The sequence below is a fragment of the Chryseobacterium sp. LAM-KRS1 genome, assembly GCF_013184525.1.
Classification (GTDB): Bacteria; Bacteroidota; Bacteroidia; order Flavobacteriales; family Weeksellaceae; genus Chryseobacterium; species Chryseobacterium proteolyticum.
In genome coordinates, this window is sequence record NZ_JAAOIZ010000006.1 from 92,332 (window position 1) to 108,401 (window position 16,070).

General features: G+C 33.0%; 16 protein-coding genes. 13 read left to right on the forward strand and 3 right to left on the reverse strand.

Annotated elements, in window-relative coordinates:
* The 7 genes from G9C87_RS17875 (at nt 1) to map (ending at nt 7,844) form a co-directional block, all read left to right on the forward strand.
* Nucleotides 1-1,740: a hypothetical protein gene (locus tag G9C87_RS17875; protein ID WP_172283706.1), complete on the forward strand. Its 1,740-nt coding sequence runs from the start codon at nt 1-3 to the stop codon at nt 1,738-1,740.
* Entirely contained in the window at nt 1,728-2,789 is a 1,062-nt protein-coding gene (locus G9C87_RS17880) for a DNA adenine methylase (protein ID WP_172283708.1), read from the forward strand. The genes G9C87_RS17875 and G9C87_RS17880 overlap by 13 nt, the downstream gene beginning before the upstream one ends.
* Nucleotides 2,790-3,383: 594 nt before the next feature.
* Entirely contained in the window at nt 3,384-4,676 is a 1,293-nt protein-coding gene (locus G9C87_RS17885; protein ID WP_172283710.1) for a hypothetical protein, read from the forward strand.
* An 11-nt stretch (nt 4,677-4,687) separates the two neighbouring features.
* Nucleotides 4,688-5,272: a DUF6705 family protein gene (locus G9C87_RS17890; protein ID WP_172283712.1), complete on the forward strand. Its 585-nt coding sequence runs from the start codon at nt 4,688-4,690 to the stop codon at nt 5,270-5,272.
* Nucleotides 5,273-5,467: 195 nt separating this feature from the next.
* Nucleotides 5,468-6,055: a DUF6705 family protein gene (locus G9C87_RS17895; RefSeq protein ID WP_172283714.1), complete on the forward strand. Its 588-nt coding sequence runs from the start codon at nt 5,468-5,470 to the stop codon at nt 6,053-6,055.
* 25 nt (nt 6,056-6,080) lie between these two features.
* The gene (locus G9C87_RS17900; protein ID WP_172283716.1) at nt 6,081-6,773 is read left to right on the forward strand and encodes a hypothetical protein; all 693 of its coding nucleotides are present in this window, start codon (nt 6,081-6,083) and stop codon (nt 6,771-6,773) included.
* A gap of 306 nt (nt 6,774-7,079) precedes the next feature.
* Complete coding sequence (gene map / locus G9C87_RS17905) at nt 7,080-7,844, forward strand: type I methionyl aminopeptidase (protein WP_172283718.1); 765 nt, start codon at nt 7,080-7,082, stop codon at nt 7,842-7,844.
* A gap of 89 nt (nt 7,845-7,933) precedes the next feature.
* Here map and G9C87_RS17910 read toward each other — a convergent pair whose 3' ends face one another.
* Nucleotides 7,934-10,114 carry an outer membrane beta-barrel family protein gene (locus G9C87_RS17910; protein ID WP_172283720.1) on the reverse strand — a complete coding sequence of 727 codons (2,181 nt, stop codon included), beginning with the start codon at nt 10,112-10,114 and terminating at the stop codon, nt 7,934-7,936.
* A 196-nt stretch (nt 10,115-10,310) separates the two neighbouring features.
* Nucleotides 10,311-10,796 carry a DUF4822 domain-containing protein gene (locus G9C87_RS17915; RefSeq protein ID WP_172283723.1) on the reverse strand — a complete coding sequence of 162 codons (486 nt, stop codon included), beginning with the start codon at nt 10,794-10,796 and terminating at the stop codon, nt 10,311-10,313.
* Between the two features lie 133 nt (nt 10,797-10,929).
* Here G9C87_RS17915 and G9C87_RS20955 point away from each other — a divergent pair, with 133 nt between their 5' ends.
* The 6 genes from G9C87_RS20955 to G9C87_RS17945 all read left to right on the forward strand — a co-directional run bounded on the left by G9C87_RS20955 (nt 10,930) and on the right by G9C87_RS17945 (nt 15,008).
* Complete coding sequence (locus G9C87_RS20955) at nt 10,930-11,835, forward strand: helix-turn-helix domain-containing protein (RefSeq protein ID WP_172283725.1); 906 nt, start codon at nt 10,930-10,932, stop codon at nt 11,833-11,835.
* Between the two features lie 69 nt (nt 11,836-11,904).
* Nucleotides 11,905-12,555, forward strand: a complete 651-nt coding sequence (locus G9C87_RS17925) for an HD domain-containing protein (RefSeq protein ID WP_172283727.1) — start codon at nt 11,905-11,907, stop codon at nt 12,553-12,555.
* A 48-nt stretch (nt 12,556-12,603) separates the two neighbouring features.
* Entirely contained in the window at nt 12,604-13,026 is a 423-nt protein-coding gene (locus G9C87_RS17930) for an ester cyclase (protein WP_172283729.1), read from the forward strand.
* Between the two features lie 165 nt (nt 13,027-13,191).
* Nucleotides 13,192-13,842: a hypothetical protein gene (locus tag G9C87_RS17935; RefSeq protein WP_172283731.1), complete on the forward strand. Its 651-nt coding sequence runs from the start codon at nt 13,192-13,194 to the stop codon at nt 13,840-13,842.
* Nucleotides 13,843-13,899: 57 nt separating this feature from the next.
* Nucleotides 13,900-14,223: a hypothetical protein gene (locus tag G9C87_RS17940; protein WP_172283733.1), complete on the forward strand. Its 324-nt coding sequence runs from the start codon at nt 13,900-13,902 to the stop codon at nt 14,221-14,223.
* Nucleotides 14,220-15,008, forward strand: a complete 789-nt coding sequence (locus G9C87_RS17945) for a TatD family hydrolase (RefSeq protein ID WP_172283735.1) — start codon at nt 14,220-14,222, stop codon at nt 15,006-15,008. Before G9C87_RS17940 ends, G9C87_RS17945 begins: the two co-directional genes overlap by 4 nt.
* A gap of 97 nt (nt 15,009-15,105) precedes the next feature.
* Here G9C87_RS17945 and deoD read toward each other — a convergent pair whose 3' ends face one another.
* Nucleotides 15,106-15,816, reverse strand: a complete 711-nt coding sequence (deoD, locus tag G9C87_RS17950; protein ID WP_172283737.1) for a purine-nucleoside phosphorylase — start codon at nt 15,814-15,816, stop codon at nt 15,106-15,108.
* Nucleotides 15,817-16,070: the final 254 nt, after the last annotated feature.

The window sequence follows — 16,070 nt, forward strand, 5'->3', positions numbered from 1 at the left end:
ATGTTTGATAATAATAATAAAATATTTGCTTATAAAATAGCATTAAAACTTGACCCGTATTTAGTAGCACTATTTAACTTATGCTATGACGTATATATTAAATTAGAGAATATAACTATTAATCAAAATGACATAGAATATGCAACACTATTATTCTCAGATGATTTTTATGAGCAATTAGGAGTAAATAAAAGCGAATATTTAGAGAAAGATGATGATGAGAAATATACATATACAAAAGACCAATTTTTTGATACTCTAGCTGTTAACTTAAACTCATACTATCTTAAAAGCGATAATTTTATAACTAAACTAAACTGCTCAGAACATCTTTTGTATTTTAAAGATAGTTCTATTGTTTATTCTACTATAGGTAACAACAAGGATACTAAGGAAATATTTAATAATATAAATAATAAGTTTAAGTCAATAAATGTAATAGCTGAAATTTTAAAATATTTAAATGATCAAAATCTAAGAGAATCAATACAGAGTATTTCAACAATCTATGAATTTAATAAAAATGGACAGTATATAAAAATATTGAATTCAGAAATTTTAAAACCTCAGTTATTTAACGTTAGAAAAGAGGAAGTTAACTTTGATTTACTAGATGAAGAACCATTCGATATTAATAATGTTTGGGTAAATTTTGATAATGATTTATGTAAAGATTTAAGTTTTGATAGTGAAAAAGATGAATATTATTTGGTTCTGGATAAAGAATCAAATAAAGTTGTTGGTCTTAAGGTTAATGATCAAATACTCCTGAAATATAATATTGATTTTTCAAAATATATTAATGATGTATTTAAGAATAAATATATTTGGCAACTATTTAAAGAGAACTTATTTAAAAAAAGAAGTCAAACCCTAATTCATGATTCGGATCTTATTACTGATTTCAAAGAAAAAAGCAGAGAGAGAGAATTCAATAAACTTTTATGTAATCTCCAACATAATTTATATATAAACAAGGAAATAAAAATAAAAAGAAAATATAAACCTTTTTTTGAAGAGTTTATTATAGTCAATAAGTTAGATGAATTAACCAATTTTAATTTTTTCCTTCCAGATGATAAAAAAGAAAAAGAGTTATTAGGTATTTATACTGAGAATAAAATAGGCTCAAAATATAATCTGATACATTACCTTAAACATAAGGATGAAAAACATTTAGATTCTTTTGTTAACTCTAATCCAAATATACGAACTAAAGAAAAAGTTAATATCCTTAAAGCTGAATTATCTTTTTATTTGGTTGAAAAATATTATGAGGATATAATTGAAGAAATTCTATTAGATCTTGGACTTGATTTTACGTCAAATGTTGAATTATCTATAAAAGGGGTTGTTAAAGCTGAATTTGATTTTGTTATTTTTAATAATAATAGGTTTTATATTTTAGAAGCTAAAACTACACTTTCGAAAGATAATGTCTATGAAACGTCCAAAAAATATAACGAATATATTGGACAGTTGAAAAAGGTGACAAATACTGAATTAACAGATTTTAGATTTTTATTAACCGCTCTATTAAGCAATACAAATTTGGATAATTATAAACATTTTTTTGATTCAAGAGAAAGTAAGTATAATACCACAAGGAGAGGATTTAAAGCTATACCCTATAAATTTAATTTACCATTTTTCAACCATCAAAAGCTGGAATTAGAGTGCATTGCCGAACCTGAACTTTTAAAACTAAAAGAATTTATAAGAAAAATATGCCAGATATAGTACTACCTCAAACTAGATATTATGGTTCAAAAAGAAAAATAGTAGATAAAATATGGAATATTATAATCAACAAAGCAAACTTAAAGTTTGATTCTGTTTTGGATGTTTTTGGTGGCTCTGCATCATTCTCATATTATTCTAAATTACATAGAAAACAGGTTTTTTATAATGATATCTTCCAGTTTAATTTCATAATTGGAAAAAAATTAATAGAACAGAATACAAATGAATTAACGTACGAAAATGCGATTAGATTATTTGATCGAGTGCCGGGATTTGAATATCAAAATCATATTTCTGAATTTTATAACGACATCTATTTTACAGATGAAGAAAATAACCAAATAGATATTTATATTCAAAATGTTTTGGCATTGGATAATGAAAATATACAATGTAGTGCCCTGTATATACTTTTTCAAAGTTGTTTAATGAAAAGACCTTATAATTTATTTCATAGAAAGAACTTAAATATGAGGTTAAATTATATAACAGGTAGTTTTGGAAATAAACAAACTTGGGAGAGAAGCTTTGAAGAACTCTTTATAAGATTTATTAAAGAATTAGATCAAGTTTGTATTGATAATGGAAGGGTGAATACCGCTCATAATTATAGTGCTTTAAACTGCCCTTGTGTAGCAGATTTAGTATATATTGACCCTCCTTATTTTAAAAAAGAAAGTAATACTTCGTACCACAGTAAATATCATTTTCTTGAAGGTTTAGTTAATTATTATGACATTCCGGATAATATAAACTTTGAGAAGAATAACAGAGAAATAATAATCAACGCATCTAAAGAGTTTGAAGACAAATTAAATTTTTTGAATGATTTAAGAACATTAGTTAACAATCATCTAGATTCACACATTGCAGTATCTTATAGAAATAATGGTATTCCATCTATTGAAGAAATAAATGAATTGTTGAGAAGTTTTGATCATTTTGAAGTTATAGAATATAACCTAGGTAAATATAGTTATGCACTAAATAAAAATAATGCATTAAATGAAGAAGTATTATTTATATGTAAAAATAATAATAGATAGCTGGTTATAATATCTTAAAGAATAATAATTTTCTATATGTAATCTCAAAGTTCTAATCGTGATACTACTTTTGTGTAAAATTATTGGAAGAAAGTAATTTATTTGATTGGAAAATTAGGCTTTAAACACGCTTAAACCCATCTACATCCACAGCACTCTACACAACTCCAATATTTTTATAGATAGTTGATATAAAGTAAATATAACTCAATCTAACTCCACATAAATACACCGGGGACATTACAGGTGGGACCACAGAAAAATAACCGCTTACAGTAATGTGAGCGGTTTTTTTGTGTCACAAAGTATTACGGGATTAGTTTTTAAATAAGAACATTTGGCTTTACAAAGAGTTAAAATCAAAAGCAATCGATCTGGTGGTTTAAATAATAATTATGCCCATCTATTTTCTAAGGTCAGTGAAAAGACAACGTTCATTAAGATTACAAAGCATTGTGTATTTTCTCAATCTTTTATGCACCTGAAATAAGAGTCTCACGTCAAATAAAAAATAATTCAAAACAATAAGGAAAACCCTAAGGTGTGAATTATAAAATATTTTTATATTAGCTACCTAAGAAATATAAACACTAAATGAAAAAGAAATTTACTTTCAAGCTACTGCTACTAATAGTCCTCTGCATCTCGCTGTATTCATGTGTTCATGATGAAGTCACCGCTTCATTTGAACCAAGTTCTAAAGAATATACTAACAAAAGCCTTTGGAAAGAAGACGAAAAGTATATTAAAAATGTTAAGAAAATTTTTGAAACCCACGCCGATAAGCAATATTTTTCCAATACTTATGGAGATGTATATTGGGACTATGCTATTACAATGGGCACATTTGATGAGAGTTTTCTCGAAGTTCCTATTGTAAAAAATGGAAGGATAAAGGAAATTCTAACAGTAGAAAGAAGAGCAGATAAAGTTTATTTTAAACGCAAAACAGAACAAAATTCTAACAAATTCTTCTATTTATTAGTTTTCAAAAACAAGACTGAGCTCAAAGGTACATTGAATGATCATAAAAATAATGCCATGTCTAAAGGTGGTGGATGTATTACTGTATCAATTACCTGGACTTGGACCAATGAAAAAACAGGACAGGTAGAAATGATAACTACAACTTCAGAAACAAGGTGCCTTCCTGTAACTGGTGGTGGACAGACAGATCCAATCGGAACATCTGATTGTTTGGAGGAAAATTGTACTGGTGGCGGTGGTGGATATACATATCCTACAGAATATATAGATAATAGCCCATGCGGAAAATTAAACGCTCAAAAAACTGACGCTAATTTTACAGCAAAAGTTGAAAATCTGAAAACAAAAACAGCTAGTTCTTTTGAAAGTGGTTATAGAGTAGGATCTCCTGTTCCAGGTTCTGGGCAAACTGGAGCACAATACCAGGAATTAAGTAATAAGCCTGGAACCCGACAGCTTGATTTTAAAATTTTTAATACAACTTATGGAATTATGCATTCTCATTATGATGGCTTAGTTCCTATATTTTCTCCAGGAGATATTAATACATTCATTCAATTACTGCAGAATGCACATACTAATAACATTCCTTTGAGTGAAGTCTTTATTTCCGTCGTTACTAGCCAGGGAATATATCAATTGAGAGGAGACGGCATTAATGTTGCTAATCTGACCATGTATACAGATGACCAAATTAAAGCTCTGGATACCGAATATTTAAAAATGATAGGTAACTCAAATATTTCAACAAGCGACCTGCAAAAAGGATTTTTAAACTTCATGAAAAAGAATATGAATATAGATGGAGCCAAACTTTTTGAAATAAATAATGATGGAGACAGTAAAGAACTACAGGTAAGTAGTAATAATAATCTAGTAAGTGCTAATTGTCCTAAATAAAAAGAAAAACAATGAAGAAAAAATTAATCATATTATTAATAACTAGCGTTAATTTTATTTCAGCTCAACAGATATTTCCTTTGAACACAAGTAAAATAGATTATCCAAACGGAGCCTATTATAAAGATTTAGATGGAGAACTTAATCAGTATGTTGGAACCTGGAAAGGTACTTGGAATGGAAAAACAGTATATTTACAATTGAAAAAAATAAAAGATAGATCCACGGCAAATGACGGAACATATTATGATTCTGATCAAATAGTTGGTGAACGAAAAATTATTTCTTCTAGTGGAGCAATTGAAATAGATAGGATAACTAATTTTAATCAATCTTCTCCAGAATTTTATGGTATTTTTGGGCAGTATAATAATTATTCACAAAAGTTTTTACTCTTTCATCCTGATAATATGTGTGGTAAAAGTGCTAATGTAAATATCACTTTTACGAATTTGGAAAAAACGCAAATGAAACTTCATTACGAATATAATCCCAGTGGAATAAATGAATCCTGTCAGTATTATAATCAAATTATGGTTCAGGGGCAAGATTGGCCATTTAACTTTCCTAAAGACATTGTTTTAACGAAACAGTAAAAAACGGGCTAGCCTTTTTGGTTAGCCTATTTTATTAAATAGATTTTAATAAGTTTAACCTATTTTTTATCCCGAATGTAGGAAAGGTCAATCTGCAAAGAATAGAAAATGATGGCTCAATAAAGAACATTACCCTGGATAATTATAATCAACCAACTTCAATAACCTGCTCTTAAATAGTAAACATAAAAATAAATGAAAACAATAAATATAAAAACAGCCATATTATTCACTTTTCTAGTGGGTCTATTATCTTGTCAGGCACAGCAAACATATCCGCTTCGTACTGCTGTAAACAATGTGCCTAACCTCTCGCATTTAAAAGATACAAACAATGAATTACCAGCCTTTACAGGAGTTTATTCAGCCTCCTATAATGGAAGACAAATTACCATTTACATTTCTAAAGAAGAAGATAAGCTTTTTGACCTAGTGGATAAAAAAGTATATAGAGATGTTTTATCCATAAGATATATTGTGAAAAATTCAACAGGTACAATACTGCAAGATACTAAAAACATGAATTTTCAGTCGAATCAATATACGCATACAATTTATAGTCAATTTATAGTTGATAATGGAGGTAAAGCAATATTTAATTATAGAGGGACTAATTGTCGCGTTGGATGGGGGAAAATTAATTTAAAAAAGATAAGTCCTACACAATTATCCTGGGAATATCGTCCTAATGACATTATACTTGATAGCAGTAAGTGTCCTCAGGGAACAGACATAAATATCTACTTACCTGAAACAAAAGATTTGATATTTACTAAGCAATAATTTCATCGTTTCAATAAATTTAACAATGGAGAAAAGGTTACTTCTACTATTCACACTCTATTTTTGTTCTTATAGTACAGGACAAGAAATAAAAATTCCAGATAATTTTAGTGAGTATTCTATTCCAAAAGTAGGATCTGAAGAATCGTTTGTTCTCAATCAATCTAAAGATTGCTATGCTGTGAAAAAAGAAAATAATCGTTTGATAGTAGAAAAGGCCAGTTATTATAAAGAAGATTCTGAATTAGAAATAGAAGGTGGAAAACTGATTGGAGAAAATAAAGGCGAATGGGGAGGAGCATTATACTTTCAGCCGAAAGGAGAGATAAAGAAATCTATAGAAATAAAATTTGGAAATGTGGTTGATATTTTTCGATTCCAAAATAAAATCTACTTTACCGAAGGCTCGGGTATATGGGGAAGCTTATATGAATTAAAAAAAGATTTCACATACAGAAAAATCGAATCCTTTGGAGATGCCTTAGAAGCATCAACTGTGTTTAATGACATTATTTATATTGTTTCTTTTCATGGTTTTTACAAAGTAGTAAATGAAGAAGCGATCCTTATTTTTAGAGAACAATTTTGGAGAAATCTATATCCAAATTCTGTAGTCGTATTTGATGAAGAAAATATTTTTATCGGTATGCGAAGTGGAATTGCTAAATTAAACATTGTAAAAAAAACAATTAATTTTTATCGAGAAAAAGAATTATAGATAAGTTATATTATCTATGTTAGACATAAGAAAATAAATGCCACCAGTTATATTGGGCACATAAATTAAACCGCTTACAGTAATGTGAGCGGTTTTTTTATACCTATCAATATTTTGTTTTAAATATCACAGAACAAAAAACGTAGATCAGGATTTGTAATCAAACATGACTTAAATTTATCTTCAACATTTTCACATAGGAATTTTTCCTGTCACACCATCCTATATTTTAATTGCCTAACTTTGTAGTTTCCAGTAAATTTTGTGAAACAACGATCCAAAAATAACCTACGTAAACAAATAACAATGTCAATAACAAACGAATCTGAATTAATAGGAATGCAAAAAGCAAGTGAAGCAGTTGCCTATACTTTAAAGGAAATGACCAACTATGCTCAACCTGGAATGACGACAAAAGAGCTTGATGAGTTTGGAGCAAAAGTACTTTCTGACTTTGGCGCTAAATCGGCCCCTTATCTGACCTATGGATTTCCAGGTTGGACATGCATCAGCGTAGATAATGAATTCTGCCATGGTATTCCAACGGAAGAAAGAGTTCTGAAAGAAGGAGATTTAATTAATATCGATGTTTCAGCAGAGCTAAATGGATTCTGGGCGGATAATGGAGGTTCGTTTATTATTGGGGAAGATGTTCATCAGCATCAGAAATTAGTGGATGCTTCTAAAAATATTCTTGAAAAAGCAATTAACAGTATTAAAGGTGGGATTAAAATTGCAGATATCGGATGGCTTATGGAGACTGAGGCTAAGAAAAGAGGTTTTAAAGTGATTAAAAATCTTGCAGGGCATGGCATCGGAAGAAGTCTGCACGAACAGCCGGATGATCTGCTGAATTATAAAAACCGTTATGATTCCAGAAGATTCAAAAAGAATTCGGTTGTTGCTATCGAAACATTTATCTCAACCACTTCCAGCCTTGCCGTTGAGTTGAATGACGGATGGACCATGGTAGGAAATAAAGGTGGGTACATGGCACAGCATGAACATACAATCATCGTGACTGATGGGAAGCCGGTAATTTTAACAGAGATGAACGGGATTCTTAATTAAGAATAACAGAGTTCATTTCCGGACAGATAAAGAAAGGACTTTTTGAATTTCAAAAAGTCCTTTTCTATAAGTAACAATTAAAATGGTATTTACTTTTCGCCGCCGCCACCGCCGCCTTTTTCGACATCGGTCTTTGTATTGGTTTTTACTTTCTGGTTTCCGAAACGTTTCACAAAAGACAGTGAAACTCCGTACCAATCGGATTGGGTGGAATTTCTGAAAGTTCCCACAGGACTGAAGGTCGTGGAATCAAAGTTCGGTCTCTGGAAAATATTCATCAGCTGAAGGCTGACTTCCATTTGTTTTTTTGGGAATATTTTTGTCATGGAAATATTGTGGAATACATTCGTTTTATTGGCGTAAGAGTTCCCGTTATTCTGATTGGATATTTCCACCCAAGCACTTAGATTAATATTCTTGTTAAACAGGTTGGTGTACGAAAGGTTGGTTGATCCTCCCCAATAGCTGATGTAGTCTCTTGCTTTCAGGTTATTTCTTTGATTAAAATCACTGTTGTCAATATAATACCAGCCAAAGCCTACATTTACATTTAACTTATTCTTCAGAAAAGTCTGGTTGGTATTGGCAAACAGGTAGTATTTCTGAACCTTTCCGCTAAAATTGCCGGGATAGGTCACTGTTATTTCTTTTGTAGGGTTGTCGGGATCTCCAGGTGTATTAACTACCTGAGTACTATACGTGGTCCAGTAATCTTGTTTGGTAAACATGTACCTGGCAGAAAGGAAATATTTTTTCAAGATTCCGAACTTCAGATAAAGCCTGTCGCTTGGGTTGGGTTGTAAGTCGATATTTCCTCTGGAGTAGATTCCATCATTATTAGGTAGAAGGAAAGGGTTGAACTCAGCATACCACGGACGCCAGATATTACGGTTGTAGGTAAGGCTTAGATCGTACTTGTCTGAAAAAGAATATTTTAACAATAGATTCGGAAGGAAAGTACCATAGCCGTCTTTTCTTGAAGTTCCTGCAATATCCTGTCTTACTTTGAAATCAATATATTCATAGCGTATCCCGACTCTGGTTTCCAGCTTCTTGAAAAAGGTTTTACTGAAATTGGCATAAAGGGAACTGATATTATCTTCATAATGGAATTTATCAGTTTTTTGAAGCAGATCCAGCTTGTTCCCCGTCAAATAATAAGGAGCAACGTTATTATTGAAATCTATTTTTCCTCCGGCTTCAAATGTGGCTCCAGACTTTCCAATGGATTGCGTATAATCAATTTTGATATAATAGTTACGCATCTGATTGTTGGAATTAACTCCTATTTGATCCGGAATCGGTTTATTGCTAAATGTTTTCAGGAAATCATTAGAATCTTTTTGAGAGTCGTAGTTCGTCCCTAAATTGACATCTAAGATCCTGTTTTTTTCTTTATCATAATACTTGTAAAACAGATTGGTTCCCAAAGTACGATTCATACCCGCTAAGTTTTGGCTCTGATCATACGAATACTTGAACTGGTCATTGGCATAATTGCTTGCCTCCGCTTCTGATGAAGACGTTCTTTTACTTTGATAATATTCCACAATAAAACCGATGTTGTTTTTATCGTTCAGCTCATATTCTGAAGTGGAAGAAATGGAGGGACTTTTACTTTTATCTGTGTTTAAAGTATTGATTGTGGTAATATCATTATTTTCATACAGGGAATTAACAATCGAATTGGTTTGTACCCATGTATTGTCACTATAACTTCCAATAAACGTTTGTGTAAATTTTTTCTTATGGTAATTCAGGTTGAAGTTGGTGTATTGCGAATTTTTTCTGTTTTGTCTGTTATTCAGGGTGATGCTTCCTTTCATTCCTTCATCATCCCGCTTTTTCAATACAATATTAATGACGGATCCTGTCGTTTCATAACGCGAAGAAGGGCTGGTGATCACCTCGATTTTCATCAGATTATCGGCGGGAATTGTTGCCAGATATTCTTTTAGTTCTTTTCCTGTAAAAACAGATTTTCTGTCATTAATATAAACCGTAACGTTCTCGCCTTCTGCTTTAATAGCATCATTATTATCTATACTTACTAAAGGAGTCATTCTCAGTACATCCCAGGTGGTATTTCCGGCCAGAATGGAGCTGTTGGCTACATTAAAAACCGTCCTGTCAACTTTGGATTCCACTGTCGGTTTTCTTACCACTAAAGTAACTGCTTCTATGTCTTTTAGTTTAACGGTATCTTTTTTGGCCTGAGCCAAAGCTAAAGAAGCGGTTAATAGGGCGATTGTACATGTTATTATTTTCATTTTCAAGGGGCGTTTCAATTGATAAGACAACCATAGGGTGACATATGTTACATCCATATTGGGAAAAAATGAAAAAAAATCAAGAAAATAAATATATTCCAAAGTATGTAAAGCAGAGCTGTCCTATTTTGGAAGAGAAATGAGTAAAAAACAAAGCCGGCTCATTGAACCGGCTTTCACTTATTATAAAAAGAGCCTAAGGCTCGGGATGAGTTGTTGGAGTGTGGATGATGTCATAATATACAGATGGGGCATTAGCATCAGGAAATATTCTGTAAGTAAATTCCTGTTCCGTTAAAACTGTAATTTTTACTATTCTTGTAAAAAGTACGTTTCCGTTCGCATCTTTTGCTATAATAGTTCTGGTTGCTCCGTCTGCAGAAACGGACCAGTCTCCATGCATTTTAGGAGAATCATCAAGATTATACATCGTAAATGTACCATTTGCTTTAAAATAAGCAAAGCCTACAAAGTTCGTTACATGAGTGTCCGTTAAAGGAACCGGCTGTCCATTTTGGTTTTTAGCATGGGTTGTTTCCCATGGAGTAGACGAAAGTATCTGTGAAGGGGTGAGAACGGTTTCCTCAAAAGTAGTTTCGTCATTATTGTCGGAGCATGAAATTACAGTTATCATCATCAATACAGACAGTCCGTAAAATAGCTTTTTTAAAATGTTCATCATGAATAGGTTTTAAACAGGACAAACTTATCGTTTATAAAAATCAAAAGATTGTATAAAACATTCCTTTTGTTGTAAAAAAGCATCATTGATTGTTGCTATTTTGTGATTCCGGAAATAGTATGGCAGATCTGTTGTGAACTTTTTTGATATTTGTACTTTTGGAACCATTAGAGAAGCATATAATATGTATGATGAAGTGCTCATCTTCGATAAGGAAATAAAGGATTCTTTTCAGGTGGTTAAGCTGGATCATTCGGTTCTGGAAAAAACGGATGTAGTCAGTGTTACCTATAACAGAGTGCTCATTGTTTACGAAGGAAACGGAAGCATCATTATTGATGGGAAACAATTTCATATTCAGGGGCCGGAGGTATTTGTCATATCGAAAGGACAAATATTTTCTTTTTCCCATCCCATCCAGTTGTCCGGATTTGAAATAAGCTTTGGCGATTGCTTTTGGGAAAAGACGCCTTCGAGTGCCTCCAATTGTAAATTGCTGCTTTTTAATGATGCTGCCCTTCATCAGAATTTTCCTTTACAGGAAAAGGACTTCACTGAACTGATTGGGGTTTGTGAGATTCTTTTTAAAGAATATGAAGGTGCCGATTATCCCAATAAATTAGATGCTATGGCAGCCTATTTAAAAATTCTGATGATTAAGCTGGCCAATGCAATGCCTTCATTTCAGGATGGAATTGACGATTTCGACAATCAGGTCTATCGCCGGTTTCTGGAATTACTCAGTCAGCAATATAACAAGATGCATGATGTATTGTACTATGCAGAACAGCTATCCGTTTCACCCCGTAAATTATCCGATATATCAAAAAAGAAAAGCGGTAAAGGAGCTAAAGAGGTCATTGCCGGACAAGTGATCGCCGAATCAAAAAGGTTATTGCAATTTTCTGCTAAAACAATAAAAGAAATTGCTTATCACCTAGCATTCAGTACGCCTGAACAATTCAGTCATTTTTTCAAAAAACACACAGATAGTTCACCATTGGAATACCGTAGGATGTTTGTAAATATTGGCAGGTAATAGGTATATTCTGACATTCCGGAGCAAGAAGGACAGGCCTATTTTTGTATTGATTAAAATATAAAAAATATGTCAGTCCAAAGATTAAAAAGTGTTGCCGGAATTATAATTCCGGACAGTAAAATTGCTACAGAAGCCACTGAATTGCTGTTAGAGCATGGAACGGAATTTATTTATAACCACTCATTACGGGTTTTCCTTTTTTCTTCACTTAACGGAAAACGAAAAAATATGGAGTATGATGCAGAGCTTTTGTATATAAGCTCAGTTTTTCATGATCTGGGTTTAGTGCCCCATTACAGCAGTCCCGATTTGAGATTTGAAGTAGACGGAGCTAATGCAGCAAGGGATTTTCTGAAAAGCCACGGTCTTCCGAAAGATCAATTGCAGCTGGTTTGGGATACGATAGCATTGCATACAACCATTGGGATTGCAGAACATAAGGAGAATGAAGTAGCTTTGATGTACTCCGGAGTAGGGCTGGATGTAATGGGAGAAGGGTATGAGCATCTGAGTGATTCACACCGGAATGAGATTGTAAAGGCATTCCCCCGGAATGATTTTAAGAATAAAATTATTCCAACGTTTTTTGATGGATTTAAACATAAAACCGAAACCACTTTCGGAAATATAAAAGCAGATGTCTGTGCATTTATGATTCCAAATTTTGAAAGGAAAAATTTCTGCAACTGTATTCTGCATTCTCCTTGGAGCGAATAATGTTTTATCCTAAATTTACGTATCTAAGAAAAAAATCAATAATAAGATATGGATTTGCAACAGGAAAAAAACAAAGAAATAGTAAAACGCTTTAATATAGAAGTTATTGAAAAGGGGAACGTTGAAACCTTTGAAGAACTCATGGATGAAAACTTCACCAACCATTCTGCCCCACAAGGTGCTGATAATGGAAAACAGGGAATGATCAATACTTTCAATGGAATATTAAGACCTGCCATGCCAGATATCCAGGTAACTATTCTTCAGCAGGTTGCGGAAGAAGACCTCGTTACGACCAGAAAAAATATATCCGGAACTCACACCGGAAATTTTATGGGAATTGCACCTTCAGGAAAAAGAATAAGTATTGATGTCATTGATATTGTCCGTCTTAAAAATGGAAAATATTTTGAGCATTGGGGAATTAACAATTTATCGGTAGTCCTGGCACAGCTTAAAAGCAATGAGTAACCCATCAAAAGAATAAATTAAAAAATCCCTGTCACTGATAGGGATTTTTTAATGAACAAAAGATCATTTACTGTATTTTAAATTTTTCATTTTTACGATCAACAATAATGTAGAGTGTACTTTTATTGCTGAAAAAAATCTGCTATTTTGGTTAAAAATTTTTAAATGAGCGGAATTCAGCCATGTTCTTTGTTTTTTTCGGGCTCCTGGAAAGAAAAATATGGTGCCATTGTTTCGGAAGAACATCTTCGGACTATCGATCAAAACATTCAAAGATGTAAGGATGGAACTTTAGATTGGCATCTTCCTTATTTTAATGAAGAAATTCTGATTGACCGGAAGCAAAGTTTCGGGCACTTTATCCATATTCTGGAAGCTAAGGATCAAAATGAAGAAAAAGCAAGACAATTGGAAGAGATCCCCTTTGAATACTGGCTTGATGTTATGGGGCAGAGACTTACTTCAGCAAGCGTTCGTGATGAACAAGCCATTCCACCTCTAAAAGATGCTTTGATTGGTAGTTGTCAGGTCCATTTTAATAAAGAAATCACCATTGCACAGAGGGCATGGGAAAAACATGTGGGAAGAACGGACGACCGGTTCTGGGGTGAGGTAAAAGGCAGTAATTTTCAAAAACAGGAAAAGGTAATGGCTAAAATCCATTATATCATCGAGAATAAAACCTGGTGGAATGTATTCTTTCATTATAAGCATGGGGTTGTCTACGAAATAAGGGAAAAAGAAGGACACGGCATTCGTTGGGCAAGCGGAGGAACGCAGCTTATTGGTTTTCTGGAAACTTTTATCAATGAATAATATATTGTGTAAAAAGATTGCGTAGCAAATGCTTTATTTTGCCAAAAACTCATTTGAATGAAAAATATCTATAACAAAGGAGCTTTTCGGGCTTTTGAATATGGGAAAATAGGACCTTACCTGAAAAAGTATGGGAACAAAAAGTGGCGGAGAACTGAGCAATCCGATATAGATGACCAATTATCTGAATCCATACCATTCCGGAAAGTAAGAAGACAAAAACAAAAGCTTGTCTGGGTGAAAATAACCAAAGAAATTAATGGAACAAAATATTCCAGGTACAAGAAATTCCATAGTGAAAGATCTTTTAGAAGTGCCGTAAACAGTCCCCATGTAATAAGATATTTTCATATCAATAACAAAACAAAAAAAGAAAAATGAATACCTACATTGATATTGGCATTAATCTGACCAATAAACAGTTCTATAATGAACAAGACGAAGTGATTAACCGTGCTCTGGACAATGGCGTAGACTATATGATCCTTACAGGAACAAGTGTGCGTGGAAGTAAAGAATCTGCAGATATAGCGCAGGATTATCCGGATATTTTATTTTCAACGGCGGGCATTCACCCTCATGATGCTAAATCATTTAATGATCAAAGTATCGGCGAACTCAGAGACCTTCTAAAACAGGACCATGTGGTTTCAGTGGGAGAGTGCGGATTGGATTTTGACCGTGATTTTTCACCAAGGCCTCTACAAGAGAAGTGTTATCGTGCACAACTTGAACTGGCAATTCAAATCAATAAACCTTTATTCCTTCATGAGAGATCTGCATTTAAAAGATTTACCGAAATTACAGAGGATTACCTTTCCCAACTTCCGGAAGCAGTCGTTCATTGTTTCACCGGGACTTTAGAAGAAGCAAAAAGCTATTTGGATAAAGGTTTTTATTTAGGATTTACAGGAGCAATCAGTGATGAAAAGAGATTTAAACACTTTGAGGAAGTGATCAGGTATGTTCCATTAGAAAGAATGATGATTGAAACGGATGCCCCGTTTATGCTTCCGAAAAATATCTCAGCGCGAAGTCAGAACTGGAGAAATGAACCTGGCTTTCTACCTTATGTAGCGCAAACCATTGCTCAGATCAAGAAAATAAGTTTGAAAGATGTAGCAGAGGAAACAACAGCGGTCGCCAGGAAATTTTTCAGGATATAAAAAAGAGCTCTACTGAATAAGTGAAGCTCTTTTTTATGGTTGAAAAGCAAATTGCGAATCGCAATATTGCTTTCTATAATTAGGGTGATATAAGGTTTTAAATAACTTTCAATGCCGATTCCAAAGCCAGCTCAATCATCGGTTTCAACGCTGTCTCTCTTTGGTCTGCTGAAATTTTTTCGTGAGTCGGAATGATATCCGTTACCGTAAGAATTGTGGCTGCATTTTTCCCTAAATGTTTAGCATTGGCGAATAATCCAAAGGCTTCCATTTCCACAGCCGGGCAGTTGTATCTTGTTGCAATCTCAGGAACGGTTAAATCCTTTCGATAGAAAATATCACTGCTGTGAATAGTAACAGCCTTGGTTTTCAAAGAAGATTCTTCTGCCGTTGCATTGATCACATCAAAAATATTTCCCTGATGAGAAATAATATCTCCTTCTATTTCCCATGCATATTTTGCATAGGTACTTTCACTTGCCGCATGTTCAACATTTAGAATATCAAATACTTTCAGATCTGTGGTGTAAGCTCCACAGGTACCGATACGGATGATTGTATCTACATCATATTCGGTGTACAATTCATAGGAGTAAATACCGATGCTTGGAAAACCCATTCCACTTGCTCCTACGCTGATTTCTTTTCCTTTATAAAGTCCGGTATAATACAAAATACCTCTGGTTTTGCTTACCAGTTTTGCATTTTCTAAAAAGTTTTCGGCAATATATTGTGCACGAAGCGGATCCCCCGGCTGCAATATTACTTTCGCTATTTCTCCTTTTTTTGCACTAATGTGAATACTCATAATGTTATTTTGAATGACGGCAAAGATAGCAACTTTTACTTTTATTGCTTTTTAAGTTAATCGCAAAAACGCAAAGGTTATTTTATTATTTTATGTTTTCAGAGCACTGGAAAATCCTAGATTTTCAAATGTTTATGAACAAAAATACTTTATTATCAACTTCGTCGGTTTTAAAAATCTTTATATCCTCTAAAAAATTTGTTTTATGCCTTTGTATTCCCGTGGCTGACCGAAGACAGAGGCATTAATTAATT

Excerpts from the sequence above, each read along its gene's own strand:
- G9C87_RS17875 (WP_172283706.1), top strand. The coding sequence starts at position 1 with ATGTTTGATAATAATAATAAAATATTTGCTTATAAAATAGCATTAAAA.
- G9C87_RS17880 (WP_172283708.1), top strand. The coding sequence starts at position 1,728 with ATGCCAGATATAGTACTACCTCAAACTAGATATTATGGTTCAAAAAGA.
- G9C87_RS17885 (WP_172283710.1), top strand. The coding sequence starts at position 3,384 with ATGAAAAAGAAATTTACTTTCAAGCTACTGCTACTAATAGTCCTCTGC.
- G9C87_RS17890 (WP_172283712.1), top strand. The coding sequence starts at position 4,688 with ATGAAGAAAAAATTAATCATATTATTAATAACTAGCGTTAATTTTATT.
- G9C87_RS17895 (WP_172283714.1), top strand. The coding sequence starts at position 5,468 with ATGAAAACAATAAATATAAAAACAGCCATATTATTCACTTTTCTAGTG.
- G9C87_RS17900 (WP_172283716.1), top strand. The coding sequence starts at position 6,081 with ATGGAGAAAAGGTTACTTCTACTATTCACACTCTATTTTTGTTCTTAT.
- map (WP_172283718.1), top strand. The coding sequence starts at position 7,080 with ATGTCAATAACAAACGAATCTGAATTAATAGGAATGCAAAAAGCAAGT.
- G9C87_RS17910 (WP_172283720.1), bottom strand. The coding sequence starts at position 10,114 with ATGAAAATAATAACATGTACAATCGCCCTATTAACCGCTTCTTTAGCT.
- G9C87_RS17915 (WP_172283723.1), bottom strand. The coding sequence starts at position 10,796 with ATGATGAACATTTTAAAAAAGCTATTTTACGGACTGTCTGTATTGATG.
- G9C87_RS17925 (WP_172283727.1), top strand. The coding sequence starts at position 11,905 with ATGTCAGTCCAAAGATTAAAAAGTGTTGCCGGAATTATAATTCCGGAC.
- G9C87_RS17930 (WP_172283729.1), top strand. The coding sequence starts at position 12,604 with ATGGATTTGCAACAGGAAAAAAACAAAGAAATAGTAAAACGCTTTAAT.
- G9C87_RS17935 (WP_172283731.1), top strand. The coding sequence starts at position 13,192 with ATGAGCGGAATTCAGCCATGTTCTTTGTTTTTTTCGGGCTCCTGGAAA.
- G9C87_RS17940 (WP_172283733.1), top strand. The coding sequence starts at position 13,900 with ATGAAAAATATCTATAACAAAGGAGCTTTTCGGGCTTTTGAATATGGG.
- G9C87_RS17945 (WP_172283735.1), top strand. The coding sequence starts at position 14,220 with ATGAATACCTACATTGATATTGGCATTAATCTGACCAATAAACAGTTC.
- deoD (WP_172283737.1), bottom strand. The coding sequence starts at position 15,816 with ATGAGTATTCACATTAGTGCAAAAAAAGGAGAAATAGCGAAAGTAATA.